This is a genomic window from Paracoccus sp. Ld10 (assembly GCF_045064235.1).
GTDB lineage: Bacteria > Pseudomonadota > Alphaproteobacteria > Rhodobacterales > Rhodobacteraceae > Paracoccus.
The window spans coordinates 178,858-203,069 of record NZ_JBISHD010000004.1 but is presented as its reverse complement, the minus strand read 5'-3'; the positions used below and the strand labels follow the sequence as shown (position 1 = coordinate 203,069).

23 protein-coding genes and 1 pseudogene are annotated in these 24,212 nt (G+C 62.9%); 15 read left to right on the top strand and 9 right to left on the bottom strand.

All coding sequences use genetic code 11. From position 1 onward, the window contains the following. The first annotated feature begins 162 nt into the window (after positions 1-162). Together dps and ACJJVR_RS02215 are read left to right on the top strand one after the other, a co-directional pair. Positions 163-636: a DNA starvation/stationary phase protection protein Dps gene (dps, locus tag ACJJVR_RS02220; protein ID WP_405401887.1), complete on the top strand. Its 474-nt coding sequence runs from the start codon at positions 163-165 to the stop codon at positions 634-636. Positions 637-1,088: 452 nt separating this feature from the next. Further along, complete coding sequence (locus ACJJVR_RS02215; RefSeq protein WP_405401886.1) at positions 1,089-1,373, top strand: HU family DNA-binding protein; 285 nt, start codon at positions 1,089-1,091, stop codon at positions 1,371-1,373. 177 nt (positions 1,374-1,550) lie between these two features. Here ACJJVR_RS02215 and ACJJVR_RS02210 read toward each other — a convergent pair whose 3' ends face one another. Genes ACJJVR_RS02210 through ACJJVR_RS02195 form a run of 4 tightly spaced genes read right to left on the bottom strand, consistent with a single transcriptional unit; the run spans position 1,551 to position 4,843 of the window. Continuing rightward, positions 1,551-2,084 (bottom strand): SAM-dependent methyltransferase, encoded by a 534-nt coding sequence (locus ACJJVR_RS02210; RefSeq protein WP_405401885.1) that lies wholly within the window; start codon positions 2,082-2,084, stop codon positions 1,551-1,553. A 7-nt stretch (positions 2,085-2,091) separates the two neighbouring features. After that, complete coding sequence (locus ACJJVR_RS02205; RefSeq protein ID WP_405401883.1) at positions 2,092-2,781, bottom strand: PIG-L deacetylase family protein; 690 nt, start codon at positions 2,779-2,781, stop codon at positions 2,092-2,094. Continuing rightward, positions 2,778-3,845, bottom strand: coding sequence for an acyl-CoA dehydrogenase family protein (locus ACJJVR_RS02200; RefSeq protein ID WP_405401881.1), 1,068 nt, complete (start codon positions 3,843-3,845; stop codon positions 2,778-2,780). The genes ACJJVR_RS02205 and ACJJVR_RS02200 overlap by 4 nt, the downstream gene beginning before the upstream one ends. Beyond that, positions 3,842-4,843, bottom strand: coding sequence for a glycosyltransferase (locus tag ACJJVR_RS02195; RefSeq protein WP_405401879.1), 1,002 nt, complete (start codon positions 4,841-4,843; stop codon positions 3,842-3,844). Before ACJJVR_RS02195 ends, ACJJVR_RS02200 begins: the two co-directional genes overlap by 4 nt. Positions 4,844-5,185: 342 nt before the next feature. On the opposite strand from ACJJVR_RS02195, the pseudogene ACJJVR_RS02190 reads away from it, so the two are divergent. Next, a pseudogene (locus tag ACJJVR_RS02190) lies at positions 5,186-5,452 on the top strand (transposase); the annotation flags it as partial. A 443-nt stretch (positions 5,453-5,895) separates the two neighbouring features. Here the strand turns inward: ACJJVR_RS02190 and ACJJVR_RS02185 are convergent. The 3 genes from ACJJVR_RS02185 to ACJJVR_RS02175 all read right to left on the bottom strand — a co-directional run bounded on the left by ACJJVR_RS02185 (position 5,896) and on the right by ACJJVR_RS02175 (position 8,798). Beyond that, a complete protein-coding gene (locus ACJJVR_RS02185) occupies positions 5,896-6,108 on the bottom strand; it encodes a hypothetical protein (RefSeq protein WP_405401877.1) in 213 nt (70 codons plus the stop codon). Between the two features lie 1,477 nt (positions 6,109-7,585). Continuing rightward, positions 7,586-7,849, bottom strand: a complete 264-nt coding sequence (locus ACJJVR_RS02180) for a hypothetical protein (protein WP_405401875.1) — start codon at positions 7,847-7,849, stop codon at positions 7,586-7,588. 496 nt (positions 7,850-8,345) lie between these two features. Continuing rightward, positions 8,346-8,798, bottom strand: coding sequence for an EamA family transporter (locus ACJJVR_RS02175; RefSeq protein ID WP_405401874.1), 453 nt, complete (start codon positions 8,796-8,798; stop codon positions 8,346-8,348). An 849-nt stretch (positions 8,799-9,647) separates the two neighbouring features. On the opposite strand from ACJJVR_RS02175, the gene ACJJVR_RS02170 reads away from it, so the two are divergent. After that, on the top strand, positions 9,648-10,046 hold the full coding sequence (locus tag ACJJVR_RS02170; RefSeq protein WP_405401872.1) for a hypothetical protein: 399 nt from the start codon (positions 9,648-9,650) through the stop codon (positions 10,044-10,046). A 72-nt stretch (positions 10,047-10,118) separates the two neighbouring features. Next, positions 10,119-11,366 (top strand): hypothetical protein, encoded by a 1,248-nt coding sequence (locus ACJJVR_RS02165; RefSeq protein WP_405401870.1) that lies wholly within the window; start codon positions 10,119-10,121, stop codon positions 11,364-11,366. A gap of 480 nt (positions 11,367-11,846) precedes the next feature. On the opposite strand, the gene ACJJVR_RS02160 is transcribed toward ACJJVR_RS02165, so the two are convergent. Next, positions 11,847-12,206, bottom strand: a complete 360-nt coding sequence (locus ACJJVR_RS02160) for a hypothetical protein (RefSeq protein ID WP_405401911.1) — start codon at positions 12,204-12,206, stop codon at positions 11,847-11,849. Here ACJJVR_RS02160 and ACJJVR_RS02155 point away from each other — a divergent pair. From ACJJVR_RS02155 to glnT, 5 genes are all read left to right on the top strand, one after another. Next, the gene (locus tag ACJJVR_RS02155; protein WP_405401868.1) at positions 12,087-12,734 is read left to right on the top strand and encodes a helix-turn-helix domain-containing protein; all 648 of its coding nucleotides are present in this window, start codon (positions 12,087-12,089) and stop codon (positions 12,732-12,734) included. The genes ACJJVR_RS02160 and ACJJVR_RS02155 overlap by 120 nt on opposite strands. Before the next feature lie 129 nt (positions 12,735-12,863). Continuing rightward, on the top strand, positions 12,864-13,751 hold the full coding sequence (locus ACJJVR_RS02150; protein WP_405401867.1) for a glutamine amidotransferase family protein: 888 nt from the start codon (positions 12,864-12,866) through the stop codon (positions 13,749-13,751). Between the two features lies 1 nt (position 13,752). Beyond that, entirely contained in the window at positions 13,753-14,436 is a 684-nt protein-coding gene (locus tag ACJJVR_RS02145; RefSeq protein WP_405401866.1) for a protein GlxC, read from the top strand. A gap of 10 nt (positions 14,437-14,446) precedes the next feature. Then, positions 14,447-15,772 (top strand): FMN-binding glutamate synthase family protein, encoded by a 1,326-nt coding sequence (locus tag ACJJVR_RS02140; protein ID WP_405401864.1) that lies wholly within the window; start codon positions 14,447-14,449, stop codon positions 15,770-15,772. 69 nt (positions 15,773-15,841) lie between these two features. Then, on the top strand, positions 15,842-17,146 hold the full coding sequence (gene glnT, locus ACJJVR_RS02135) for a type III glutamate--ammonia ligase (RefSeq protein ID WP_405401862.1): 1,305 nt from the start codon (positions 15,842-15,844) through the stop codon (positions 17,144-17,146). A gap of 10 nt (positions 17,147-17,156) precedes the next feature. On the opposite strand, the gene ACJJVR_RS02130 is transcribed toward glnT, so the two are convergent. Beyond that, complete coding sequence (locus tag ACJJVR_RS02130; RefSeq protein ID WP_405401861.1) at positions 17,157-18,122, bottom strand: GlxA family transcriptional regulator; 966 nt, start codon at positions 18,120-18,122, stop codon at positions 17,157-17,159. A gap of 126 nt (positions 18,123-18,248) precedes the next feature. Here ACJJVR_RS02130 and ACJJVR_RS02125 point away from each other — a divergent pair, with 126 nt between their 5' ends. The 5 genes from ACJJVR_RS02125 to folD are packed head-to-tail and all read left to right on the top strand — an operon-like array spanning position 18,249 to position 24,193. Then, entirely contained in the window at positions 18,249-19,499 is a 1,251-nt protein-coding gene (locus ACJJVR_RS02125; RefSeq protein ID WP_405401859.1) for a sarcosine oxidase subunit beta family protein, read from the top strand. Positions 19,500-19,508: 9 nt separating this feature from the next. Next, positions 19,509-19,799, top strand: coding sequence for a sarcosine oxidase subunit delta (locus ACJJVR_RS02120; protein ID WP_405401857.1), 291 nt, complete (start codon positions 19,509-19,511; stop codon positions 19,797-19,799). Further along, the gene (locus tag ACJJVR_RS02115) at positions 19,796-22,726 is read left to right on the top strand and encodes a sarcosine oxidase subunit alpha family protein (RefSeq protein ID WP_405401856.1); all 2,931 of its coding nucleotides are present in this window, start codon (positions 19,796-19,798) and stop codon (positions 22,724-22,726) included. The genes ACJJVR_RS02120 and ACJJVR_RS02115 overlap by 4 nt, the downstream gene beginning before the upstream one ends. Next, positions 22,719-23,285 carry a sarcosine oxidase subunit gamma gene (locus ACJJVR_RS02110; RefSeq protein ID WP_405401854.1) on the top strand — a complete coding sequence of 189 codons (567 nt, stop codon included), beginning with the start codon at positions 22,719-22,721 and terminating at the stop codon, positions 23,283-23,285. Before ACJJVR_RS02115 ends, ACJJVR_RS02110 begins: the two co-directional genes overlap by 8 nt. Continuing rightward, positions 23,282-24,193: a bifunctional methylenetetrahydrofolate dehydrogenase/methenyltetrahydrofolate cyclohydrolase FolD gene (gene folD / locus ACJJVR_RS02105; RefSeq protein WP_405401853.1), complete on the top strand. Its 912-nt coding sequence runs from the start codon at positions 23,282-23,284 to the stop codon at positions 24,191-24,193. Before ACJJVR_RS02110 ends, folD begins: the two co-directional genes overlap by 4 nt. The last annotated feature ends 19 nt before the right edge of the window (positions 24,194-24,212 follow it).

Sequence of the window (24,212 nt, the reverse complement as noted above, 5' to 3'; positions counted from 1 at the left end):
CAAACCTGAGAAAGGATCGCACCATCAAACCGTGGGATCAAACACCTACAAGTATGCGACAGAACCGATGGACTGCCCCCCGGGCGGGAGGCGCCGGTTTTCATCGAAGGAACCGTGTCTATGTCCCTGTGTTGTCTTGTCGAACCCAAACAGGAGATGAGGATGCCCGTTAACGTGAAGGGTCTGACCGACAACGCCCGCAAGACTGCCGTGTCCGAACTCAACGCACGCCTTGCCGATGGCCTTGCCTTGGGAATGGCGATCAAGCAGGCGCATTGGAACCTGAAAGGAATGAATTTTATCGCCGTGCACGAGCTTCTGGATACGGTGCATGAAAACCTTCTGGGACACCTGGACGTCATGGCCGAGCGGGTCCAAGTGCTGGACGGAGTCGCGCTTGGGACGGCCGAGATCGTCGCCAAGGAGAGCACGTTAGCGGCCTACCCCACCGACAAAACCAAATCTGAGGACCATATCCGAGAGATCTGCGCCCGGATGCGCGACCATGGCGAGAAGCTGCGCACTGCCATCGACTCCACGGAAGAAGCCGGTGACGCGAACACGGCCGACATTTTCACCGCAGCCTCGCGCACGGCGGACAAGGACCTCTGGTTCATGGAGAGCCATCTGGTATGACGGCATCCGGGGCGGGCGGGGCACTTCTTACGCTGCGATCTGCTGCGGAACGTTGAGGACCGCGCCACACGGGAATCACTAACCGCACCGAGCGAGACAGCTCGGCCAACAGATGGGCGCGACCGTGTAACCAATTGAAATCCACCCTGACCGGGTAGCGGCAGGTTGAGGCATGGACTACTCTGCGGGCAGCGATCCCTTGGGCGTCCCGCAGTGGAGTTCCAGTCTAGGTCGGAAATGTTTGGCATTAATGTCAGGATTTTTTGGCAAGGCTTCCCAACGCGATCCGGAAAAACCGGGGCTTAGAGGCGGTACAGCAAGACATTGGACACGCTTGTGCGGGAATCTCTACATCTTTCAGAACTAGCGGATAACGCGGGAACACAAAAATCTCTTCTAGGGCTGAGATCTTAAATTCTGGATCGGTCGGATCTTACCCAAAGGAACATCTGATGGTGCGTTCTGAACTGATTAATAAGATCGCTGCAGAGAGACCTCATCTATCCCCAAAAGCGGTAGAGGCTTCAGTCAATATTACCTTCAAAACGATCGAAGGTACGTTGGCGCGCGGCGAAAGAGTTGAAATGAGGGGGTTTGGTGTCTTTTTCGTCGGCTCCCGCCATGCTCATATTGGACAAGATCCTCGAAATGGCGTTGCAATATCAATTCCTGAGAAGCGTTTTCCCCGATTTAAGCCTCCTGCTAAGTTACACGACAAACTTAACCAAAAAGGTTGACGACAATAAGGGAAGAAAGCCGCCGGAAGCTCGCGCTGCGGCTTGTTTTAGGGCCGATCCAAATCATAGCGGCCTTGCGCCCACCACGCTCCGATCTGTCACCAGCCTGACAGCATCTGGATTGCCCGGACGACGTCCATGCCCATTGCAGCACTCAGACCTCGTCGAAGTGAACATTCAATTGAAACGGTCGATGCGGTATTGGCCATGATCAGTTGTGGCAGGTGTCCCTAGAACCGCAGCCAAGAGCGTTACGGCTTCGGCACCGTCCAAAGTCTCGTCGGTTGAGCCAGTCCAATTGACCGCGATGACAGGGCCGGATGTGCGTTCGATCAGCCATTGGCCTAAAACGGAAATCTCGTTCGGGGTCAGAAAGTACAAGACCTCGGATAGTAGGACCAGATCGGGACGCAGATCGGGCAGATCGCCCGGTGCCACCCCCTCAATCACGTTAACCTGTGGCTGCGACGCAAGCGCCCGGCGGGCGGATTTGGCGGCCGCGGGGATGCACTCCATCACCGTCAGGCGGGTACAGCGAGGGGCCAGCCGCACAGCTAGCGTGCCATTCCCGCAACCGATTTCCAGCGCCTCGCGGAAAGGTCCAGGACCGAGGGCGTTTAGGCTGGCGGCATATTTTGCTGCCTCATATTTGCTGGTGCGATGGTTCCACGGATCATCATTCGCTGCATAGAGCTGCATCAGGTGGTCCAACGTGTCCTTACAGGGCAATGATGATCTCCGGATGGGTGAGGAAATGGGTTTGGTGCGCCCTTGTCATGACGAAGCCTTGAGGGTCGTCATGGATTACCCCTGTCATCTGTGTTCGATGGCAAGCCAGCGCCTGTGCCTTAGCCGCCCGCGCAGCATCCGTCGCATCGATCTGTCGTGCAGGCACCGTCTGATCGGTGAAGCGCCCCCAAATTGGATAGAACGCCAGTGCAAGGTCGTGACGCTGCTTTGCCAGGTTTCGAGCCAGCCGTGCGACCTGTTGATGATCGATATGCGGATCGCCGTCCCAGCTGGCCAGAACCAGCGCTTGGTTTGGGATCAAGTCCGACAGTTGCTCTACGGCATCGTCATCGTCAGGCGCCTCGCAATCGGGATATCCCAGCCACGTCACTTGCGCCAAAGGTGCCAGGAAGGCGCAGGCTGAGAACAACTCCTGCCGGCGCGCATTGGCCAGTCGCGCAGCTGACCAAAGCTTAGATCCTGGATGTGACCGTGATCCGTCTGTAATGCAGATGATGTGACATTCGGTTCCCGCTGCGGCGGCGTCGTACAGCAGCGCACCGCAACCCAAGGTCTCGTCGTCAGGATGCGGAGCCAGCACGACCAGTTGGCGACCGCTTAGCAGTTCCGCGGCAGTGACACAGGGGGCATCTGTGACCTGATCCAAAAACCCGCTCATCCGATCCACCTGTCACGCAGTCCAGGATCGGAAAGGATACGTGTCACCGAGGCCAAGGCTAGCGTGTCCGGCCCAGCTTGCCTTATATAAAGACTTAGATCCCGCCGGATGCGGTCGGCGGGATGTGCCGTGGCATAAGAGGCCGCGCCAAGCGCCTGATCCATCTGCGTGAGTAGAGATACGGCTTCTTCCGCAGTGCGCAAGCGGGCGAGGATCGCGGCTTCTGCATCGGCCGGGCGGGCATCCGGATGTTCCACCCGGCCGGCAGCCTGTGTCAACCACAGGCGGGCGGTCTCGCAGGACAGGATCATTCTGTGCAGCCGCATCGCCTGCAGTGGGGCCGCCTGCTGGTTACGCGCGACCAGCTGATCTGCCGTTAGCGCAGTCAACGCCTGCATGGCGCCTAGCTGCACAGCAGCATAGCGCCAAACGCCGCCATGGAAATGCGGCTCGGTCATGTACGCGTCGGGCGGCCCAAGGGGGATTGTGTCGGCCAACGCAACGCCGTCGAGATTACAGCGTCCCGATGCCGTGGCCTTCATCCCCGACACCTGCCATTCGTCCGGAAACAGCCGTTCGGAAAGCTGGTCGCGCGACAGCAATAGCAGGCGCAGCCCGTCAACCGATCGAACAGTGACGATCATCCGGTCAAGTACATCCGCGCCGCTGGCGAACAGCTTCTGCCCGCGCAGTATGCCCCCTTCCAGCCGCGCAGGGTCTGGGCCGTCCGCACCCCAGATGCCATGCAACTTCCCCTGACGGACTGCATTCATAGGACCCTCGTACAAGCGCAGCAACTTGACGGCATTAACATGGCCCTCAAAGATTCGGCCCGCAGATAGGTTGGATTGCCCAACGCGCCGCAATGCGTCCATTAGATGGAGGGGATCGGATGGATGATGGGCCAGCGTCGCGCACTGCGCCAGCAGGCCGCTCGCTCGCAAAGCCGCGGCCAGCGACGGTCCGGATGGGCCATCGACCCCGTCCCAGGGTGCATCATCCAACAGGCGGCAAGCAAGATCCAACGATGCCGCGTCGGCGTTTAGGTTTGAAAGGTGGGTCATTGCGCCACCAGCGCAACGCGCCCGCTCTGCGCCAAGCGGGCAATGTCTGGGCGGACGGTCTGCTCGACCAGCGCGCAAAGAGCTGGGTATGCCGCCTCCAGATCTGAGGCGCGCAAGCGGAGGCCCGGGGGATCGCAGCGGCAAGGATAGGGCGCATGGCCCGTAGCCATCGCCTCAGCCCACATCCGTTGCAGCAACTCGGGAGGCAGCATTGCCTGATCGGCTAGTGGGTTCTGATGCTGCATCCGGTGGCGTAGACAGGCTGCCATCCCGCCCTCGGCACGACCATTCAAGCGAGCCGACACGCGGGCTGTCATGCTGGACGCATAGCAGATGCGCAACTGCTTCATCTCGGCTAGATGGACCAGCGCGCGATCCTCGGAATGGTCCCGCGCTGGCAAACCGCCGATAGATATATAGCTATCGGCCCGGATTGCCATTGAGGCGCCCGACTCCACGTAGTGCGGCCGGACCCCGCCCATCGGCTGGCGCCCGGCAATCTGGTCCAGCCCATGGCGGATTTCGTTTTGCAGGGCAGCATGGGCAATCTCAGCTTTAGTGATGCGCGCACCGGACCGGGTCGCCAGCACATGCGGCGCCTCGGCGGTGATTGCACCGCAGACCAGATCAGCGCCCGCTCGGACCGCCTCCAGCGCTGCAGCGATCCAGTTCCGATTTGGTACTGCATCGGCATCAGTGGTCATCAACAACCCGCCCGGCTGCACTGCCATATCCATGGCCACGCGACGCGCTTTTCCCGCACTTGCCAGCCCGGTAGGGAAACGCATTTCGCGGATCCGTACCCGCAGCGCAGGATGCGAAAAGCTCTGTGCGACCGCTATACTGTCATCCACGCAATCATTGGCCAGTACCAGCGCTGAGACCGATGCCCCACAGCCTTGAGCCGCCTCGGCCAGTGCGGCGAGCAAACGTCCGATTCGTGTCCCCTCATCGCGCACCGGAATGGCGATTGTAACCTGGTTCACGGTCTTGGTCATTTTGGTTTCAGATATCGGGATTTCAATTCCGTCCATCGCGCTTCTTTCCTTAGCTGACCTAGGAACGACGGTAATAGCAGCGGTGTTCCCGTAACTATTGATAGCCCGAACCGAATGTTCACCCGAAGACCGTTCAGCAAGCCGAAAAGGGATGGTACGGATAAAAACTTGCTTGGAAGGGAAAGACCGGTGAACGTAGTAAAGTTACGAGATATTAACGGCTCTGTTGCAGAAAGCTGGTGAGGGATTCATGCGGTGAGTCCAGTGTGCTCGCTGGTCCGCATGAGCAAACCGATACCTCAGACGTATAGGACCACGAACTGAGCTGCCTACAATGAGGCTTTGAAGCGTCGCGGGTCACTGACCGTCCGGTTCGATCCCGAGATGAACTGGGATGCCAACCCCTCCGGCAAGAGGGGCAGGTCGCAAACGTTCAGCGACGCCGCCATCCAGACCTGCCTGACCATGAAAGTGCTAATCGGAATGGCGCTTCGCCAGATCGAGCCATGGGAACGCCACCGGTCCGAGTGATAATGGCGAGGGGGCTTCGTCAGGAGCCTGCTGCGGCTGACAGGGCTGGACTGGGTCGTGCCTGACTTCGGCTCTCTTCCATGCGGTCTCTTCCCCATTCTTGAGGCCCGGCGCCAGCCAATCTGGCGCAACCCTCGAACGGAGAATGCCGCGGGAGAGGCCGCTGACCCAGTCAGCTCACTTCGCAATCATGGGGTCTAAACGGAACATGGTTCAGTGCAGGTTCATGCCGTATCCCTGTTTTCCGGCGCGCGTCGTTCTGTCGATCCATGCCTTGGCAGGGTGACCGATGCTTTGCATCCGGCGTTGAATATCAACGTCGATATGGGACAGGGACAGATCACGGAACTGGCCACGGATGGCGCCTGTCACGTTTTGGATCGTAACCGTGATCGCTGTGTTCACGGACTGCTTCATAAGGCGTTAGGGGCTGGGATTTGAGACGCCAAAGGCAAACAGGGATGGCGCGTGCAGCTGGCGATAGACGTCCAGAACGGTGATTTCGTCTGTTCTCTTTGTGATCAACCATCCGCCGCCATCGCCGCGCTCTGCCTCGCCATGACAGCGTTTAATGCCAGCATCACAACGATCTGTTGGAAGGTCATCGGCGCGTCTGCTCTCGCGATATGCAACAGCACATCCAAAAGGCGAGAAAGGCGTGTGACCTTGCACATCCGGGTTCCCATCTGGGGCGACTTTACCTGCCACATGAAAGTCTTGGCTTGTGCCATCATACAACATCCTGGGTTGCATGAGAATGATATCATGCACGATGCACCTGTCCGGAGGGTGATCAGTGTTTTGCAGCACTGTGGCCGGGAATGGCGCTGACCATCGTCGATGTGCCGATGCTTGCCATGGTAGTGCCCGCAATTGGTGGCCGATCTCGCGCTGGACATACAGGCGCTAGAACTAATGGCCGGAGGTTATGTCCCCTCCCTGGCGATACTGCCTCGTCGGCCGGACGTGAAGGCGACTGGCTTGGCAGGCGTCGCATGTCTCTCAGCGGCGGCACGGTGTTTCTGTCGTACGTCGGCCCTTGCCACAGGTCTGATCAGCTGCCTTTGACCGGTTCGCGATGACAGCATCCCTCTCCTCTGTTCGCGGTTGGTTGATTGCCCGTTTCCTGCTGCGTCCGGCACCCGTCTGGATAGCATGGCGGACGATCTTTGTGGCCGGGACGCTGGTCGTCCTGCTGAAGGTCACGCGGCAGCTGCACCCCCAGAGCGCACCCCTGAAACCGGATGCGCCATGTCCCAGGGTGTCATGTGTTGCGATGATGGTTCTTTATCCCGTGTCGCCCACTCTATCGGCCCCCGCCTTGTTTGGCCTGCATCTGCGGTGCTGATACTGGTCGCGGCGTTGCCGTCTGCAGCGGTGTTCAGGCGATTGTCGTCATGGGCCGGGCGGGGTGCATTGGTGCCTTTGGGGCTGTCGCGGGCGCTGACCCTGCGGTGGGGTCTGACCTTTGTCGGCGTGGCTGTTTCGGCCCGGCCGGAGTTTTTGTGTCATCCTGTCGCGGGTGCGGCAGGGCGGACTGGGAATGGCCCGTTGCAGACGGGGTCGGTTACTGCTCGCTTTTCAGCCGGCGTTGCTGTCGGTTCTTGGATGGCTGGGTGTCGTCTGGCCGGTACGCAGAATTGCCGCTACCCGCAGCATCCCGGCCACAGCGTCACGCGCGGTCGACGCGTCGGTGATCGCCCGTTCTTAAGCAGTGTGATCACCCTCATTGCGGCCCATCGCTTCCAGAAAAAGCTGTTGCTTGTTGCCGAACGCCCCATAACTGCTGACGCAGTGACCCCATCGCCGCCGTTGTTCCAAAGCGCGAGTATGGGCTTTTCCTGCACATTCTCGTGGTCAATGGAAAGAGTTCCGCAAGAAGCGGACGTGGTTCGTATCGTTCACGATGGAGCATTGGCAACAGCATGTCCCTTGTCTGCTACTATACCCTCGGCCGATCCGGTCGGTCGTCAGCCCTCTGTGTCCTGGCATGAGGACATTTGGCTCAGACAACTGGGGCGTCGATGAGGCAGGGTCCTGCGCCATCTTTGATGCCTACCGCGACGCGGGGGCAATTTTATGGAAACCGGCACGCGCGACGAGATCATGCTGGCAGCGAAATTTGGCTCCGACAGTTCGCGTCGGTATCTGACAGACGATCAACACGGTGCCTGAGCCCCCATGCCCGCAGGGCAGGATCAAAGAGAACATCTACCGCGCGCTGGATGCCTGCTGCGGCGGTTGGGCGCCGAGTATATTGATCTCTCCTGAATACATATCCGGGATGGCGTCACCCCGGTCGAGGGGATCGGACAGACGCTTGATGATCTGGTGCGGGCCGGCAAGGTCACTGTCGGACATGCCAGCACGGCTGGCGATGAAAGCCTGACCATCGCTGCGGAACGACGCGTGCCGGGACCCATCGCGATGCAGGTCGAATATTCGCTGGTTGGCCACGACGTTGAGGCCAAGCATTTTTCAGCAGTCAGGACGCTGATATTCACAGTCCCGCGGGTGCGGTCAGCTTTGTCCCGCAAAGCGTATCCTTGGAGGCTAGAGGGGGCGATGCGATAGACGCTCACCGCCAGTCGCGCCGCAACGCCAGTCGTTCAAGCTCACCACCTGACATCACGAACGCTATGTTGTTCGAGGGTGCCGCACTTGGCCTCTTATGGAAACGCTACGCGGTAATATCGTCGCATTCAGTCATCCGAACCATCCAGCCATAACCATTTTCAATTCTGGACCGCGCGAGGCAGGCTGGATCGTTTCGGCACATCCGTTACGACGATGGGCATTGGCGACGTCTACCTGGTGCAGATATGGGAGTGACTGGGCGTTAGCTACAGGGCGGAGGGCGCCCGCGCTGGCGCAATCAGCCTGCTCGTCCCTGTCTGTCGTGATGATCAGCTGAGCCCTCTCCCATTGGTCGATGATGTGTTGTGCACGATCACTTTTGTCGCCGCGACCATCAACCAGGTTCACACAAAAGTACCCCTGCCAGTATCAGCCCGGAAAAGGGTTGAAGAAGCTGCAACTGACCGACCGCAGCGATGCCCCCATGGGCAAGGCCGCGATACCAGCAAACGATACAGATCAGCATGCTGAAGACGGTCAGATAAGCCAGACCCATCCAGACCGGAACGGTCGCGCGGCTCCAGTCACCGGGCCGTGTGATCGCTGCGACGATGACCATGGCGGGCACGGCAAGTGCCAGTGCCCAAGAGATGACCTGCCAGCCGCCGAGCCGACGGGACAGGACCGCTCCATCCGCGTAGCGAGGGCCGCAGAGGATGATCGCGGCCAGCATCGTCAGGTCACCGATCAGCGTGTCGTCCGTGCTTTGCGACCAGGCATAGAGGCCGACGATCAGACTGCCCCCGCAAGGAAAAGGCCCAGAATGCCGGCGCTGGCCGCTCCCCACCGGGCAGGATGCCAAAGATGGCGGTCGCCAGCCGTATTAGCCCGATGAACACGATGGAGCGCGCAGAGATGATGTGCTGCAAGGCAAGGGCCGTCCGGAACGGAAAGCCGATGACGACACCTGCTGCGACAACAGCGAGAGGGATGAAATCCTTTCGTGACGGGCGCTTCCGACGCAGAGCCACGAATGCCGTGACAGCCACCGTTCGAGATAATCGCCGCGATGCCGTGATGGCAAATCATTGCGACAGGTGCGGCCACGGTACTGACGGCAATATTGTCTGGCCGCCGTGCACCTCCTGATCGATTGGTACACTTATGACCGCCGACCATCTGCACGACCCCAATGCGTTCCCGGAGGCCTTCCATCTGACCAAGCGCAGGTTCTTCTGCGGCACGGTCTCCGGCACCCTGGGACAGGTCGCAAGGGTCCTGACGCGGGGGACGTTCCATTTTGTGACCGCCCTTTTGCTGCAAGCTCCGGTGGCGTTGGTCCATCCGACGATCGTTGGGCGAGCATGGCGCGGTTGCGTCCGGGTGGATGCATGTTGGTCGTGTTGCCTGTGGCACCACCATTCTGGGCTGTGCCGGCCGCCGTCATAGCATTGGTATTGGTCGTTCAGGCCGGGACGCTGACACGGGTCAGAGTCGGTGCCGGCCAACAGCGCGCGCGTCTGGCAAACAGTTTTGTGCCGGTTCGCAGAGCGTTGTCCTGGTGTTGTGACGTGGTCGGAGGTGTGCGCTTGCACATCGCGTAAACGTAATGTTATTACGCATCGAATCGCGGAGATTTGCTGTGTATCGACAATCATCACGCCCACATGCTCGCGTCCCCTCGACGGTTGTGCCGGTGGGCATCGTCAACGACGCGGCAAAGCATCACGCGATGCGGACGATTTCCGGCGGCTTGTGGATCATGATGATCAAGGCTGACGGGTCGGGAAAATCCGTATCGTTCAAATCCATAACTGGTCGGCCGACAACGGGGCGCAATAACTGCCGCATGCGGTGGTGGGCATTAGTCCGTCTGCTGCCCGCTTCGGTATTTGTCTATATTTTCCAATTGTCTGTAACATCGTCTTCGGTACGATTGATGACCCTGCTCATCGTGGCAGAGCGGTTCTGGATGCCATTCGTGGCAGTGTTTCGCGTGTTCCGGGCCAAGGCCGGAACGGCGCTGGCGGGCATGCTTTCTTGCGATGCGATGTTCCGGGCCGCGCGATCCGCGCCCCCGCTTTCTTGCCGATGATGCGGCGCGATGGCGGCGCTTTCAGCGTGGCGTTTGCCGCCTGCTGATCCAATTCCACACCAAAGGAGACCCATGATGACCAGAACCCTTGCCGGCGCCAGCGCCCTTGCCCTGATGCTGGCCAGCGCCGCCGTGGCGCAGGACAGCCACGACCACGACCACGATCATGCGCATGACGGCGACATTACGCTGTATCGTCTGTTCGTCGGCGATCACGCCGAAGGTCGCATCACCGCGATCGACCTGTCCGATCCGGACCATCGCTGGACGTTCCGGACGACTGGCCAGTCCAAGCTGTTCACCGTCGCGGGCGGGGCCGTCGTGGCCGCCGTGCAGTCGGACGACGACGCCGTACATTTTCTGAACAGCGGCATTTCCTTTGACGACCACGGCGATCACGCCGATATCGCCGTGGCCGACCCCACGGCCATCGACACCGTCCTGACCGGCCCGCGCCCCTTTCATCTGGTCGAACACGACGGACGGATCGCCATCAACTATGACCGCGGCGGCTATGGAGAGATCATCGACGGTGCGGCTCTGGCGCGCGGAGAGGTCGCGCCACAGCGGTTCCCGCAGGCCCGTGCCCATCACGGCTTTGTCGCGCCCATGGGCGATGCGTGGCTGTCCACCGTCGCGGCCGACCAGGAGGTGACGGGCGATGCGTCGGTTCCGCGGCTTGGCCTGCAGGCCTTTGACGACCAGGGCGCGGCCACGGGCGATCTGGCCACCTGCACCGGCATCCACGGAGAGGCGTTTTCCGGCGCCTATCTGGTCGCGGGCTGCGAGGAGGGTGCGCTGACCGTCACGGACGGTTCGGACGGACCGCAATTCGACATGCTGGAATACCCCGCCGATCTGCCGCAGGACGTGACCACGGGCACGATCCTGGGGTCGAACGCCATTCAGATGTTTCTGGGCAACCACGGCCCCGATGGGCTGGTCGTGATCGACCCGGTCGATGAGCCGCATTTCCGACGGATCGCGTTGCCCTTCCGCCGGGTGGACTTTGTGCTGGACCCGGTTAGGCCCTCCGATGCCTATGTGCTGACCGAGGACGGAACGCTGCACCGCATCGACATGCTTGCAGGCAATATCGAGGCGTCGGCCCGCGTCACCGAACCCTATTCGATGGATGGCCACTGGAACGACCCGCGCCCGCGCATCGCGATGGCCGGGGACCAGATCGTGATCACCGACCCGAATGCCGGCGTGATCCGCCGCATCTCGACCGGGGACCTGTCCGAACTGGGCACGATCAAAGTCGAGGGCACACCCTACACCATCACCGTCGCCGGTGGCAGCGGTGTGGTCCACTGATGGCGCCTGCGCCTGGCCTGTCCGAGGCCGGGCGCATTTTGCAGCGATGTCGACGGCGGGCCGATGGTCCCCGTCATCTGTCGGATAGGATGCTCTCTGCGCGGTCGGTCCCGGACAGGCCAGGTCGTTGCGGGACATGTCAGCCATGCTGGCGGGGCCAGACCGCCCGCATGGCGCACCAAATTCCGAACGGTCGCGGCATGGTTTCGCATTTGATTGCGCTCTGCGGCGGTCCCTGGGCAAGCCCGTACGGACGAAACGCCCGCCATGACAGACGGCACCCCCGTCACCCGGCGGACCGTCGCTCTGCGTGATTCAGGAACGCAAGCGGCGCTGAAGGCGTCGCGCGGAGGCGACCGGGGGGGGGCGCCACATAGGGGCCGCATGAGAATGGACCGACTCTTTCAGTGGGATGTTTTCAGGCGAAATGGGACCTGCGACAATTAGGGATCTGTATCCGTCGTCCGGTTTCCGCTGCGCCTACAGGTGGCGGCCTGCGCGTCTGGCCGCGGCCGGTTCGACGACAATGATCGCCTCCGGTTCAGCGAACGCGCCCGGACACGACAACAGCAGCCCGCCAATCTTGCAGATCCCGGGGAAAAGCGTGAGGGTCGTGCATGCCGAAACAGCGCGCCAGTCGCGCAGGGTATTCCGGCCGGTTTCAGTCGGGCTTGCGTCGAAGGGCTCGGCATTCACACAGACGAACGGATACAAATGAAGATGCCGCGACCAAAGGCCAAGCCGGATGCTCCACTCAATCAGGACCCGCATGCCCTGCGCCTCGGCCGAGAGAAGAACCTCGAGGCTGCGATCGGGCGTCAGGTCCGGGAGTTGCGGCATCGCCAGCGTATGACCGGGTCCGAGTTGGCGGTTCAGGCCGGACTGTCGGTTGGCATGCTGTCCAAGATCGAGAATGGCGTGATCTCGCCCTCGTTGAACACGCTGCAGACATTGGCCGATGCGCTGCGGGTGCCGATCGTACAGCTGTTTTCGGGCTACGAAGAGCCGCGCGGTGCCATGCATGTCAAATCGGGCATGGCGGTCGAGGTCGATCGCGCCGGCACCCGTGCGGGCCATCAGTATCACCTGCTGGGTCATATCGGTTCGAACAGCTCGGGCGTGGTTGTCGAACCCTACCTGATCGTCCTCAGCGCCGAAAGCGACCGCTTTCCGACCTTCCAGCATGAGGGGATCGAGATGCTGTATATGCTGGAAGGCAGGCTGGGCTATCGCCATGGCGAACGGCTGTATCAGCTGGAGCCGGGTGATAGCCTGATCTTTGACGCGGACGCGCCGCATGGTCCCGAACAGCTTCTGGAACTGCCATCGCGCTATCTTTCGATCATCTGCTATCCGCAGGCGGGATGACGGAGATTGCCTAAAAACTAAGCGCCCCGGGCTTATTTCTGTATAAGAATAAAAATATCTTGTAAGGCAAAACACATTGCATTTACGTGGCAGCAGATGGCGGAACCGCCAAGCTGAACGGAGATGGATATGTGTGGCATTGTGGGCCTATTCCTGAAGACGGACGACCTGCGTCCGCGCCTTGGCGATCTTCTGACAGACATGCTGATCACCATGACCGATCGCGGGCCGGACAGTGCCGGCATCGCAATCTATGGCGATGAGTCCGACGCGCTGAAGATGACGATCCAGTCCGACACCCCCGACGAGAGCTTTGCCGGGCTGGAGGAGACGCTGTCCGCGCTGCTGGGCCTGCAGGTGCGGATGCGGGCGGTCGATACGCACGCGGTCCTGCACCTGCCCGAGGGCAGCGAGACCCAGGTGCGCGCCTTCATGACCGAAAAGGGCATCCGGGTGATGGGTGCCGGCACTGCCATGGAGATCTTCAAGGAGGTCGGCCTGCCCGCCGATGTCGCCGCCCGTTTCGGTATCCGCCAGATGACCGGCAGCCACGGCATCGGCCATACCCGGATGGCGACGGAAAGCGCGGTGACGACATTGGGCGCGCATCCCTTTTCCACCGACACAGACCAGTGCCTGGTCCACAACGGCTCGCTGTCGAACCATAACGGGGTCCGTCGCGAGCTTGCCCGCAAGGGCTTTGTCCCGCAGACCCAGAACGATACCGAGGTCGCCGCCTGCTATATCTCGTCACGTCTGGCCGAGGGCGACAACCTGGGCCGTGCGCTGGAAGGCACGCTGAAGGATCTGGACGGATTCTTCACCTTTGTCGTGGGTACGAAGAACGGGTTCGGGGTCGTCCGCGACCCCATCGCCTGCAAACCCGCCGTCATGGCCGAAACCGACGACTATGTGGCCTTTGGCTCGGAATACCGCGCACTGGCCAACCTGCCCGGCATCGAAGATGCGCGGGTCTGGGAGCCTGAACCCGCCACCGTCTATTTCTGGGAGCGTTGAGATGCAGATCATCGACATGGCCTCGACCGAATTGCGCCAATTGAACGCCACGCTGCAGGGTCAGTCGCGCGAAACCAACACCACCCAATGGGTCATCGAGAACACCCGCGGCGCACATGCGCTGGCCGTGGGCCTCGACGCGCCGCTGGATGTGACGGTCAAGGGTTCGACCGGGTATTACTGCGGCGGCATGAACAAACAGGCGACGATCCGGGTCACCGGATCGGTCGGGCCGGGCGTGGCAGAGAACATGATGTCGGGTACCGTCATCGTCGAGGGCGATGCCAGCCAATATGCGGGCGCCACCGGTCAGGGTGGCCTGCTGGTCATCAAGGGCAATGCCAGCTCGCGCTGCGGAATCTCGATGAAGGGGATCGACATCGTGGTGCATGGCAATATCGGCCACATGTCAGCGTTCATGGCGCAATCGGGCAATCTGGTTGTGCTGGGCAATGCGGGCGACGCGCTTGGCGACAGTTTGTACGAGGCGCGTCTGTTCGTGCGCGGCGATGTCAAATCGCTTGGCGCCGACTGCATCGAGAAAGAGATGCGTCCCGAGCACTTGGAGCTGCTGGCGGACCTGCTGACGCGCGCCGGGGCGCAGGCAAAGCCCGAAGAATTTCGCCGCTATGGTTCGGCCCGCAGGCTGTACAATTTCAACGTCGATCACGCCGACGCATATTGAGGAGCAAGTGATGGACAAGACCCCGCAGACCATGCCCCGGCACAGCTGGACCTATTCGAACGATGTCAATTCCGAAATTCGCCGCGCGGCGGCCACCGGGATCTATGACATCCGTGGCGGTGGTGCGAAACGCAAGGTGCCGCATTTCGACGATCTGTTGTTTCTGGGCGCCTCGATCAGCCGCTATCCGTTGGAGGGGTATCGTGAGAAATGCGACACTTCGGTCGTGCTGGGCACGCGCTTTGCCAAAAAGCCGATCGAGCTGAAGATCCCGATCACCATCGCGGGCATGTCGTTTGGTGCGCTTTCGGCCAATGCGAAAGAGGCCTTGGGCCGGGGCGCGACGATGGCCGGCACCTCGACCACGACCGGCGATGGCGGCATGACCGACGAGGAACGGGGCCATTCCGAAAAGCTGGTCTATCAGTATCTGCCATCGCGCTATGGGATGAACCCCGACGATTTGCGCCGCTGCGATGCAATCGAGGTGGTGGTGGGGCAGGGCGCCAAGCCCGGTGGCGGCGGCATGCTGTTGGGCCAGAAGATCACCGACCGCGTGGCCCGGATGCGCAACCTGCCCATGGGCATCGACCAGCGCTCGGCCTGCCGTCACCCCGATTGGACCGGCCCGGATGATCTGGAGATCAAGCTGCTGGAACTGCGCGAGATCACCAACTGGGAAAAGCCGATCTATATCAAGATCGGTGGCGCGCGCCCCTATTACGACACCGCGCTGGCGGTGAAGGCGGGGGCCGATGTGGTGGTGCTGGACGGCATGCAGGGCGGCACCGCGGCGACGCAGGACGTGTTCATCGAGAACGTCGGCCAGCCCACCCTGGCCTGCATCCGTCCCGCCGTGCAGGCGCTGCAGGACCTGGGGATGCACCGCAAGGTGCAGCTGGTCGTCTCGGGCGGGATCCGCAATGGCGCCGATGTCGCCAAGGCGCTGGCGCTTGGCGCGGATGCCGTGTCCATCGGCACCGCGGCGCTGATCGCGCTTGGCGACAATGATCCGCGGTGGGAGGACGAATACCGTCAGCTTGGCACCACTGCCGGCGCCTATGACGACTGGCACGAAGGGCGCGACCCGGCGGGCATCACCACCCAGGACCCCGAACTGATGGCCCGGCTGGACCCGGTTCTGGCCGGGCGTCGGCTGCGCAACTATCTGTCGGTGATGACGCTGGAATGCCAGACCATCGCCCGCGCCTGTGGCAAGAGCCATGTCCACAACCTGGAACCCGAAGATCTGTGCGCCCTGACCATCGAGGCTGCCGCCATGGCCGGCGTTCCCCTGTCCGGCACGAACTGGATCCCGGGACAGACCGGCTTTTGACGACCCTCCAGAAGGGCGGGACAATGCCTCCCGCCCCGGACCCCCAATCACGTAACAGGGAACCAGCCGATGACGGACCTTGCCGAATTCGCCCGTAAGAACGGCGTCAAATATTTCATGATTTCGTATACCGACCTGTTCGGCAGTCAACGTACCAAACTGGTGCCTGCACAAGCCATCGCGGACATGCAGGAAAACGGCGCGGGTTTCGCGGGCTTTGCCACCTGGCTGGACCTGACGCCTGCGCATCCCGACATGCTGGCCGTGCCCGACCCGTCCTCTGTCATCCAGTTGCCGTGGAAGAAAGAGGTGGCGTGGGTCGCTTCGAACTGTGTGATGGAGGGCGCCGATCTGGCGCAGGCACCGCGCAACGTCCTGCGTCGCCTGATCGGAGAGGCCAGGGAAATGGGGCTGGTCGTCAAGACCGGGATCGAGGCCGAGTTCCATTTGCTGAACGCCGATGGCACCGCGGTGGCGGACACGGCTGATACGGCGGTCAAACCCTGCTATGATCAGGTGGCGATCATGCGCCGTTACGACATGATCTCCGAGATGTGCGACTATATGCTGGAATTGGGCTGGGAGCCCTATCAGAACGACCACGAGGATTCCTGCGGCCAGTTCGAGATGAACTGGAAATACGATGAGGCGATGGCCACCGCCGACAAGCACAGCTTTTTCAAGTTCATGGTCCGCACCATCGCCGAGAAATACGGCTTTCGCGCGACCTTCATGCCCAAGCCCATCATGGGGATGACCGGCAACGGCTGTCACGCCCATATCTCGGTCTGGGAAAGCGAGAGCGGTCGCAACGCGTTTTCCGATGATACGGCCGAACTGGGCCTGTCGGAACGCGGGCGTCATTTCCTGGGCGGCATCATGAAACACGCGTCGTCGCTGGCGGCGATCACCAATCCGTCGGTCAACAGCTACAAGCGGATCAATGCGCCGCGTTCGACCTCGGGGGCGACCTGGGCGCCCAACAGCGTGACATGGACGGGCAACAACCGGACCCACATGGTCCGCGTGCCGGGCCCGGGGCGGTTCGAACTGCGCCTGCCGGACGGGGCGGTGAACCCCTATCTGCTGCAGGCCGTCATCATCGCCGCCGGCCTGTCCGGCCTGAAAAGCAAGGCCGATCCCGGCCCGCGGCACGACATCGACATGTATACCGAAGGCCACACGGTCACGGGCGCGCCGCTGCTGCCCCTGAACCTGCTGGACGCCATCCGCGTCTTTGACGGCGACGAGGTGCTGAAACGGGCCATGGGTCCCGAGTTCTCGAACGCCTATGTCAAGCTGAAGACCAAGGAATGGGGCAGCTACTGTTCGCATCTGACGCAGTGGGAGCGGGACAACACGCTGGACATCTGACGGTGCCCGGTCACGTCATGCGCCGCGCCTGCCGACGTTCCGAGGGGCTGACCCCAAAGCGGGCGCGAAAGGCGCGGCTGAAATGGCTGGGGCTGGCAAACCCGGTGATCAGGGCGATTTCGGGCAGGGGCAGGCCTGACTGGCTCAGCAGGTCATTGGCCTTGTCCAGCCGCAGATGTCGATAGAACTGCATGACGCTGTGGCCCAGTTGGGCCCGCGACAGCCGCTCCAGCTGGCGGGGAACAAGGCCCGCCAGCTGGCCCAGATCCTCCAGCGTCAGGGGGTCGGCCAGATGGCTGTGCATCAGCTCGACCATGGCGATCAGGGCGGGATGGTGCAGATCGTATTTCCGTGCCGGGTCCAGCTGTTGGGGGTCGTTCGCCTCGCGGATACCGGTATGGATGAACCATTCACTGACCGACCGCGCCAGGGCAGACCCATGCCGCGCGGCGATCAGCGCATGCATCATGTCCAACGGCGCCATGCCGCCCGCACAGGTAAAGCGGTCGCGGTCGATGACGAACAGGCGCCGCTCTATCAGGGCATCGGGATAGGTTTCGCGCATCGCGTCGATATGCTGCCAGTGGATCGTGAAGCGCCGCGAGGACAGCAGGCCTGCCGCCGCCAGAATGGCAGCACCACCGGAAATTCCGCCAAGCGCCACGCCCTGCCGCGACAGCCGGCGCAGGACGGACAGGACCCGCCCATCGCGCTGCGCCAGCGGATCACCGCCCGCCACCACAAAGAGGATGTCCAGATCGTCGCCCGCCTCGGACAGATCCTGGGTCAGGAACGCGCCTTGGACCGAACTGCGCATCCAGCCGCCGCCGACCGACAGGAACCGCATGTCGTAAAGCACCCGCCCGCTGAGCAGGTTGGCGGCGCGCAACGGCTCGGTCGCCGAGGCGGTGGACATCAGCGCATAGCCCGGCATCAGCAGGAAGCCATAGCGCAGGGGTTCGGTCGCGATGTCCATGATCCTGCCGCGGTTGCACGTGACAGAATTGTCATGAATGTCCGAAACAGTCAAATGAATGTCCTGTACGGACAAGGTCGGGCGGCATGCCTGTGGCAACATGCTTGTGACACGGAGATCCAAGACATGCATTTTTCAGGCTTTCGCGTTCTGAAAGAGGCGCTGACGGGGCATAAGGGGTGGAAGCCGCTATGGCGCAACCCCGATCCCCAGCCCGCCTATGATTACATCATCGTCGGTGGTGGTGGCCACGGTCTGGCCACCGCCTATTATCTGGCCTCGGCATTCGAGGGATCGCGCATCGCGGTTCTGGAAAAAGGTTGGCTTGGGCAGGGCAATATCGGCAGGAACACGACGATCATCCGTTCGAACTACCTGCTGCCGGGGAACGAGCCGTTCTATGAATTCTCGATGAAGTTGTGGGAGGGGCTGGAGCAGGAATTCAACTTCAACGCCATGGTCAGCCAGCGCGGCATCCTGAACCTGTGTCATACCGATGCGCAGCGCGATGCCTATCGCCGGCGCGGGAATGCGATGCTGCTGGCCGGGGCGGATGCCCAGCTGCTGGACCGCGAAGAAGTCCGGGCGATGGCGCCCTATCTCAATATCGACAATGCCCGCTTTCCGATCAAGGGCGGGCTGTTGCAGCGCCGGGCCGGTACGGCGCGCCACGATGGCGTGGCATGGGGCTATGCGCGCGGCGCAGACCGGCGCGGCGTCGACCTGATCCAGAATTGCGAGGTGACCGGTTTTCGCATCGAAGCCGGGCGCGTCACGGGCGTAGAGACCAGCCGGGGCCTGATCGGCGCGCGCAAGGTGGGCGTGGCGGTCGCGGGATCGTCCAGCCGGGTCATGTCCATGGCGGGAATGCGATTGCCCATCGAAAGCCACGTGCTGCAGGCGTTTGTCTCGGAGGGGCTGAAACCGGTCATTCCCGGCGTCATCACCTATGGGGCGGGGCATTTTTACGTCAGCCAGTCCGACAAGGGTGGCCTGGTCTTTGGCGGGGATATCGACGGCTATAACTCCTATGCGCAGCGCGGCAATCTGCCGGTGATCGAGGATGTGGCCGAAGGCGGCATGTCCCTGATGCCCATGATCGGCCGGGCGCGTCTGTTGCGCGCGTGGGGCGGGGTCATGGACATGTCGATGGATGGCAGCCCGATCATCGACCGCACCCCGATCGAGGGGCTCTATCTGAATGCGGGCTGGTGCTATGGCGGGTTCAAGGCGACACCTGCCAGCGGCTATGCCTTTGCGCATCTGATGGCCCGTGATGCACCCCATGTCACTGCGCGGGCCTATCGGCTGGACCGGTTCGCACGCGGCCTTGTGATTGATGAAAAGGGCGTGGGTGCCACGCCGAACCTGCATTGAGGACCTGCCATGCTGATCCCACACCCCCTTCTCGGGCTGCGTGACGCGCAAGAGTTCACCTATCTGGGTGATGCGCGGCTCATGGACCGTCCCGATGGCATGGCCGCCGGGGCCGCCGCGGCCTTTGCCGATTACGTCTATCTGCGCGACAACCCTGCCGGGGTGCACCGCGAATTGTGGTATCATGAACAGGGCGACCGATCGTGGCTGGTCGTGACACGCGACACCGTCACGCATGAAATCCTGGGCGCCGAACTGGCGCGGGATGTGGCGATGCGCAGACCGGAGGATGCGGCATGACACGCCTGTCCGGCGGCCTGATCGACCGCAGCCGCACATTTGGCTTTACCTTTGACGGGCGCCATTACACCGGCCATCCCGGTGATACGCTGGCCTCGGCGCTCTTGGCCAATGATGTGCGGTTGATGGGTCGCAGCTTCAAGTATCACCGTCCACGCGGCGTCTTTGCTGCCGGATCAGAGGAACCCAATGCCCTGGTCGAATTGCGCGACGGCCCCCGCAAAGAGCCCAACACCCGTGCCACCATGGCCGAATTGTATGACGGCCTGACCGCCAACAGCCAGAACCGCGTCGGCTCGCTGCGCCGGGACCTGCTGGCGGTGAACGACCTGCTGTCGCCCTTTTTCGCTGCCGGGTTCTATTACAAGACGTTCATGTGGCCCCGCGCCTTTTGGGAGAAGGTCTATGAACCCGCGATCCGTCACGCGGCTGGACTGGGGCGGCTTTCGATGCAGCCCGACCCGGATGCCTATGACAAGGGTTTCCTGCACTGCGATCTGCTGGTCATCGGGGGCGGTGCGGCGGGTCTGGCGGCGGCACTGACGGCGGCGCGGGCCGGGGCGCAGGTGGTGCTGGCCGATGAGGATGCCCGCCTTGGCGGGCGCCTGCTGGCAGAGACGCATCCGCTGGATGATGCGCCAGCCATCGAATGGCTGACACGCATCGAGGCCGAGCTGGACAGCCTGCCCAACATGCGCATCCTGCGCCGCACGACGATATTCGGAGCCTTTGATCACGGCGTCTATGGCGGGGTCGAGCGTGTCTCGGACCATCTGCCCGTGCCCGGAGGCGCGGTTCGCCAGACGCTGTGGCGCATCACCGCCGCGCGGACCATCCTGGCGGGGGGCGCGACCGAGCGGCATATCCCCTTTGCCGACAACGACCGCCCCGGCATCATGCTGTCGGGCGCGATGCGCGCCTATGCGAACCGATGGGCGGTCAGTCCGGCACGGCAGGTCGCGATCTTTACCAACAATGATGACGGCCACCGCACCGCCCGCGATCTGCTGGCCAAGGGCGTCGACATCGCAGCCGTCATCGACACCCGCATGGACGCGCGGGCCGAGGGATATCGTGTCATCGCCGGGGCGGAGGTCGCGGGCAGCAAGGGCAGGCTTGGCCTGTCCGCCGTTCAGGTCCGCAGCAGCGCCGGGGTCGAGTGGCTGAACTGTGGTGCGCTTGGCGTTGCGGGGGGGTGGAACCCCAATATCCAGATCGCCTCGCATCACCGCGGGCGTCCTGTCTGGAACGACGATCTGCAGGCATTCCTGCCGGGCAAGGGTGGGCCCGTGGGCCTGACCGTCGCGGGTGCCGCAGCCGGGCGGGGATCGACCGGCGCGGCGCTGGTTTCGGGGGCCGTGGCGGCCGTGGCGGCGCTTGGCGATCTGGGCATCACCGCATTGACGCCGGACCTACCGCGCGCCGAGGATCAACCGCTGAACCTGACGCCCTTTTGGCAGGTCCCGGGCAAACGCCGGGCTTGGGTCGATTTCCAGAACGATGTGACCGTCAAGGATATCACCCTGGCGCATCAGGAAAACATGCGCCCGGTCGAGCATCTGAAACGCTGGACCACGCTTGGCATGGCAACCGATCAGGGCAAGACGGCCAATGTCACCGCGCTGGCGGTCATGGCCGAACTGACCGGAAAAACGATCGCCCAGACCGGGACGACCATCGCCCGCCCGCCCTATACGGGTGTGTCGCTGTCGGTTCTGGGCGGCGGCGATACGGGCCCGCATTTCCGCCCCTGCCGCCTGACGCCGACCCATCACTGGGCCAAGGCGCAGGGCGCGGTCTTTACCGAGGTCGGTGCATGGATGCGGGCGCAATATTTTCCCCGCCCCGGCGAGACGCACTGGCGCGCGACCGTCGATCGCGAGGTGCGCACGGTACGCAGCGCCGTCGGCATCTGCGATGTCACCACGCTAGGCAAGGTGGATGTGCAAGGCGCCGATGCGGCAGAGTTCCTGGACCGCCTCTATGCCAATCCAATGGCCAGTCTCAGGGTGGGCATGGTCCGCTATGGCCTGATGCTGCGCGAGGATGGCGGCGCGTGGGACGATGGCACCTGCGCCCGTCTGGCCGCGGATCATTTCGTCGTCACGACCACCACCGCGCAGGCCGGTCCGGTCTATCGTCACATGGAATTCGCCCGCCAGTGCCTTTGGCCGGACCTGGACGTGCAGCTGATCTCGACCACCGATGCCTGGGCGCAGATCGCCGTGGCAGGTCCTCAGACGCGCCGGCTGTTGCAGCGGGTCGTGGACGGGTTCGATCTGTCGAACGCGGCCTTTCCCTTCATGGCCTGCGCGACCCTGACCCTGTGCGACGGGCTGCGTGCGCGGCTGTTCCGCATCTCGTTCTCGGGAGAGTTGGCCTATGAGGTCGCGGTCCCGGCCCGCTATGGCCATGCGGTGATGGCGCGGCTGCTGGAGGCGGGGGCTGATCTGGGTGCCATACCGTATGGGACAGAGGCGCTTGGCGTGTTGCGCATCGAAAAGGGCCATGCCGCCGGAAATGAGCTGAACGGCCAGACGACCGCGCAGATGCTGGGGCTGGGCCGCATGGTTTCGACCAAGAAAGACGCCATCGGCGCCGTCATGTCACGACGCGAGGGGATGGTGGCGGAACGGCGGGTTCTGGTCGGCCTGCAACCCGTCGATGCCGATGCGCCGGTCGTCGCCGGATCGCACCTGTTCGCGGATGGGGCGGCGCAGTCGACCGAGACCGATCAGGGCTGGATCTCGTCCGCCTGCTATTCGCCGCATGTCGGGTCGCAGATCGGATTGGGGTTCCTGATGGACGGTGGCGCGCGCATGGGCGAAGTCGTCACCGCCGCCAATCCCCTGGCCGGACAGCAGATCCGACTGCGGGTCGTGTCGGCCCATTTCGTCGATCCAGAAGGAGGCCGTCTGCGTGACTGACCTGATCCCTCTCACGGCTCTTGGCGGTGATGCCGCTGCCGACCGGCGCTTTGGCGCGATCCGCCTGACCGAACGGCCCGAAATCGCGCTGGCCTCGCTGGCGCTGCGACGTGGTGCGGCGTATCCCGCGCCGTTCGGCCTGGCGCTGCCGGGGCCGGGGCAATGGGCACAGGCGCCCGGCGTCTCGGCCTTCTGGACCGGCCCCGATCAATGGATGATCGAGGCGCCGGGCCGCGCGGCCGAGGATTTCGCCGCCCTGCTGGCAGATCAGGCGCCGGGCTGCACGATCACCGAACAGACCGATGCCTTCAGCGTCGTCGAGATCGCCTCCGAGGCGGGCCCGGCGCCGCTGATCCGGCTGTTGGAAAAGCTGGTCAATCTGAACCTGCATGGTTTTGCCCCGGGCTGTGCCACACGGACCGGGCTGCATCACACCAGCGTTTTCGTCATCCGCCGTTCGCCCGACTGTGTCGCGGTGATCGGAATGCGCAGTTTTGCGGCGGCGCTGTGGCACGCGCTGGAACTGGCCGCGACCCAACAAGAGGCTGCAGCGACATGACCCTTTCCACGGCACCATCCCCAACGGGGACCCTGATTGACGGCAAGGGGTTTTCGGCCGAGGTCCGCGCCCGGATCGCCGCGCATGTCAGCGCGCTTGGCGCCCGAGGCATAACGCCGGGCCTTGCCGTCGTGTTGGTGGGACAGGATCCCGCCAGCCAGGTCTATGTTCGCAACAAGGGCCTGCAAACCCGCGAGGCGGGGATGGCCTCGTTCGAACACACGCTCTCGGCAGACACCACGCAAGGGGCGCTCATGGCGCTGATCGCGCGCCTGAATGCCGATCCTGCGGTCCACGGGATTCTGGTGCAACTGCCGCTGCCGTCCCATCTGGACAGCGACGCCGTCATCACCGCCATCGACCCCGCCAAGGACGTGGACGGGTTCCACATCCTGAACGTGGGCCGTCTGGCCACGGGCCAGAAGGCGATGGTCGCGTGCACGCCTCTGGGCTGCATCATGATGCTGCGCGCGCAGCTGGGCGACATGTCGGGGTTGAATGCCGTCGTGGTCGGGCGCAGCAATATCGTCGGCAAACCGATGGCGCAGCTGCTGCTGCGCGAAAACTGCACCGTCACCATCGCACACAGCCGCACGCGCGATCTGGCCGATCTGTGTCGCCGCGCCGATATTCTGATTGCCGCGACCGGACGGCCACGGATGATCCCGGGTGACTGGATCAAGCCCGGCGCCACCGTGATCGATGTCGGCATCAACCGCATCACCGAGAACGGGCGCAGCCGGTTGGTGGGCGATGTCGATTTCGACAGTGCGGTGACGGTCGCCGGCGCGATCACTCCGGTTCCCGGCGGCGTGGGGCCGATGACCATCGCCTGTCTTCTGGCCAATACGCTGACGGCCTGCTGCCGGTCTGCCGGCCTGCCAGAGCCCGAGGGGCTGACTGCCTGAACCCTTTTCCATTGCCGCG

Bases quoted from the DNA above. Each gene is read 5' to 3' on its own strand.
- folD (WP_405401853.1), top strand. From the start codon at position 23,282: ATGACCCTTTCCACGGCACCATCCCCAACGGGGACCCTGATTGACGGC.
- ACJJVR_RS02165 (WP_405401870.1), top strand. From the start codon at position 10,119: ATGATGACCAGAACCCTTGCCGGCGCCAGCGCCCTTGCCCTGATGCTG.
- ACJJVR_RS02205 (WP_405401883.1), bottom strand. From the start codon at position 2,781: ATGAGCGGGTTTTTGGATCAGGTCACAGATGCCCCCTGTGTCACTGCC.
- ACJJVR_RS02150 (WP_405401867.1), top strand. From the start codon at position 12,864: ATGTGTGGCATTGTGGGCCTATTCCTGAAGACGGACGACCTGCGTCCG.
- glnT (WP_405401862.1), top strand. From the start codon at position 15,842: ATGACGGACCTTGCCGAATTCGCCCGTAAGAACGGCGTCAAATATTTC.
- ACJJVR_RS02120 (WP_405401857.1), top strand. From the start codon at position 19,509: ATGCTGATCCCACACCCCCTTCTCGGGCTGCGTGACGCGCAAGAGTTC.
- ACJJVR_RS02215 (WP_405401886.1), top strand. From the start codon at position 1,089: ATGGTGCGTTCTGAACTGATTAATAAGATCGCTGCAGAGAGACCTCAT.
- ACJJVR_RS02130 (WP_405401861.1), bottom strand. From the start codon at position 18,122: ATGGACATCGCGACCGAACCCCTGCGCTATGGCTTCCTGCTGATGCCG.
- ACJJVR_RS02200 (WP_405401881.1), bottom strand. From the start codon at position 3,845: ATGACCCACCTTTCAAACCTAAACGCCGACGCGGCATCGTTGGATCTT.
- dps (WP_405401887.1), top strand. From the start codon at position 163: ATGCCCGTTAACGTGAAGGGTCTGACCGACAACGCCCGCAAGACTGCC.
- ACJJVR_RS02145 (WP_405401866.1), top strand. From the start codon at position 13,753: ATGCAGATCATCGACATGGCCTCGACCGAATTGCGCCAATTGAACGCC.
- ACJJVR_RS02185 (WP_405401877.1), bottom strand. From the start codon at position 6,108: ATGATGGCACAAGCCAAGACTTTCATGTGGCAGGTAAAGTCGCCCCAG.
- ACJJVR_RS02155 (WP_405401868.1), top strand. From the start codon at position 12,087: ATGCCGCGACCAAAGGCCAAGCCGGATGCTCCACTCAATCAGGACCCG.
- ACJJVR_RS02140 (WP_405401864.1), top strand. From the start codon at position 14,447: ATGGACAAGACCCCGCAGACCATGCCCCGGCACAGCTGGACCTATTCG.
- ACJJVR_RS02195 (WP_405401879.1), bottom strand. From the start codon at position 4,843: ATGACCAAGACCGTGAACCAGGTTACAATCGCCATTCCGGTGCGCGAT.
- ACJJVR_RS02180 (WP_405401875.1), bottom strand. From the start codon at position 7,849: ATGCTTGGCCTCAACGTCGTGGCCAACCAGCGAATATTCGACCTGCAT.
- ACJJVR_RS02160 (WP_405401911.1), bottom strand. From the start codon at position 12,206: ATGCCGCAACTCCCGGACCTGACGCCCGATCGCAGCCTCGAGGTTCTT.
- ACJJVR_RS02115 (WP_405401856.1), top strand. From the start codon at position 19,796: ATGACACGCCTGTCCGGCGGCCTGATCGACCGCAGCCGCACATTTGGC.
- ACJJVR_RS02125 (WP_405401859.1), top strand. From the start codon at position 18,249: ATGCATTTTTCAGGCTTTCGCGTTCTGAAAGAGGCGCTGACGGGGCAT.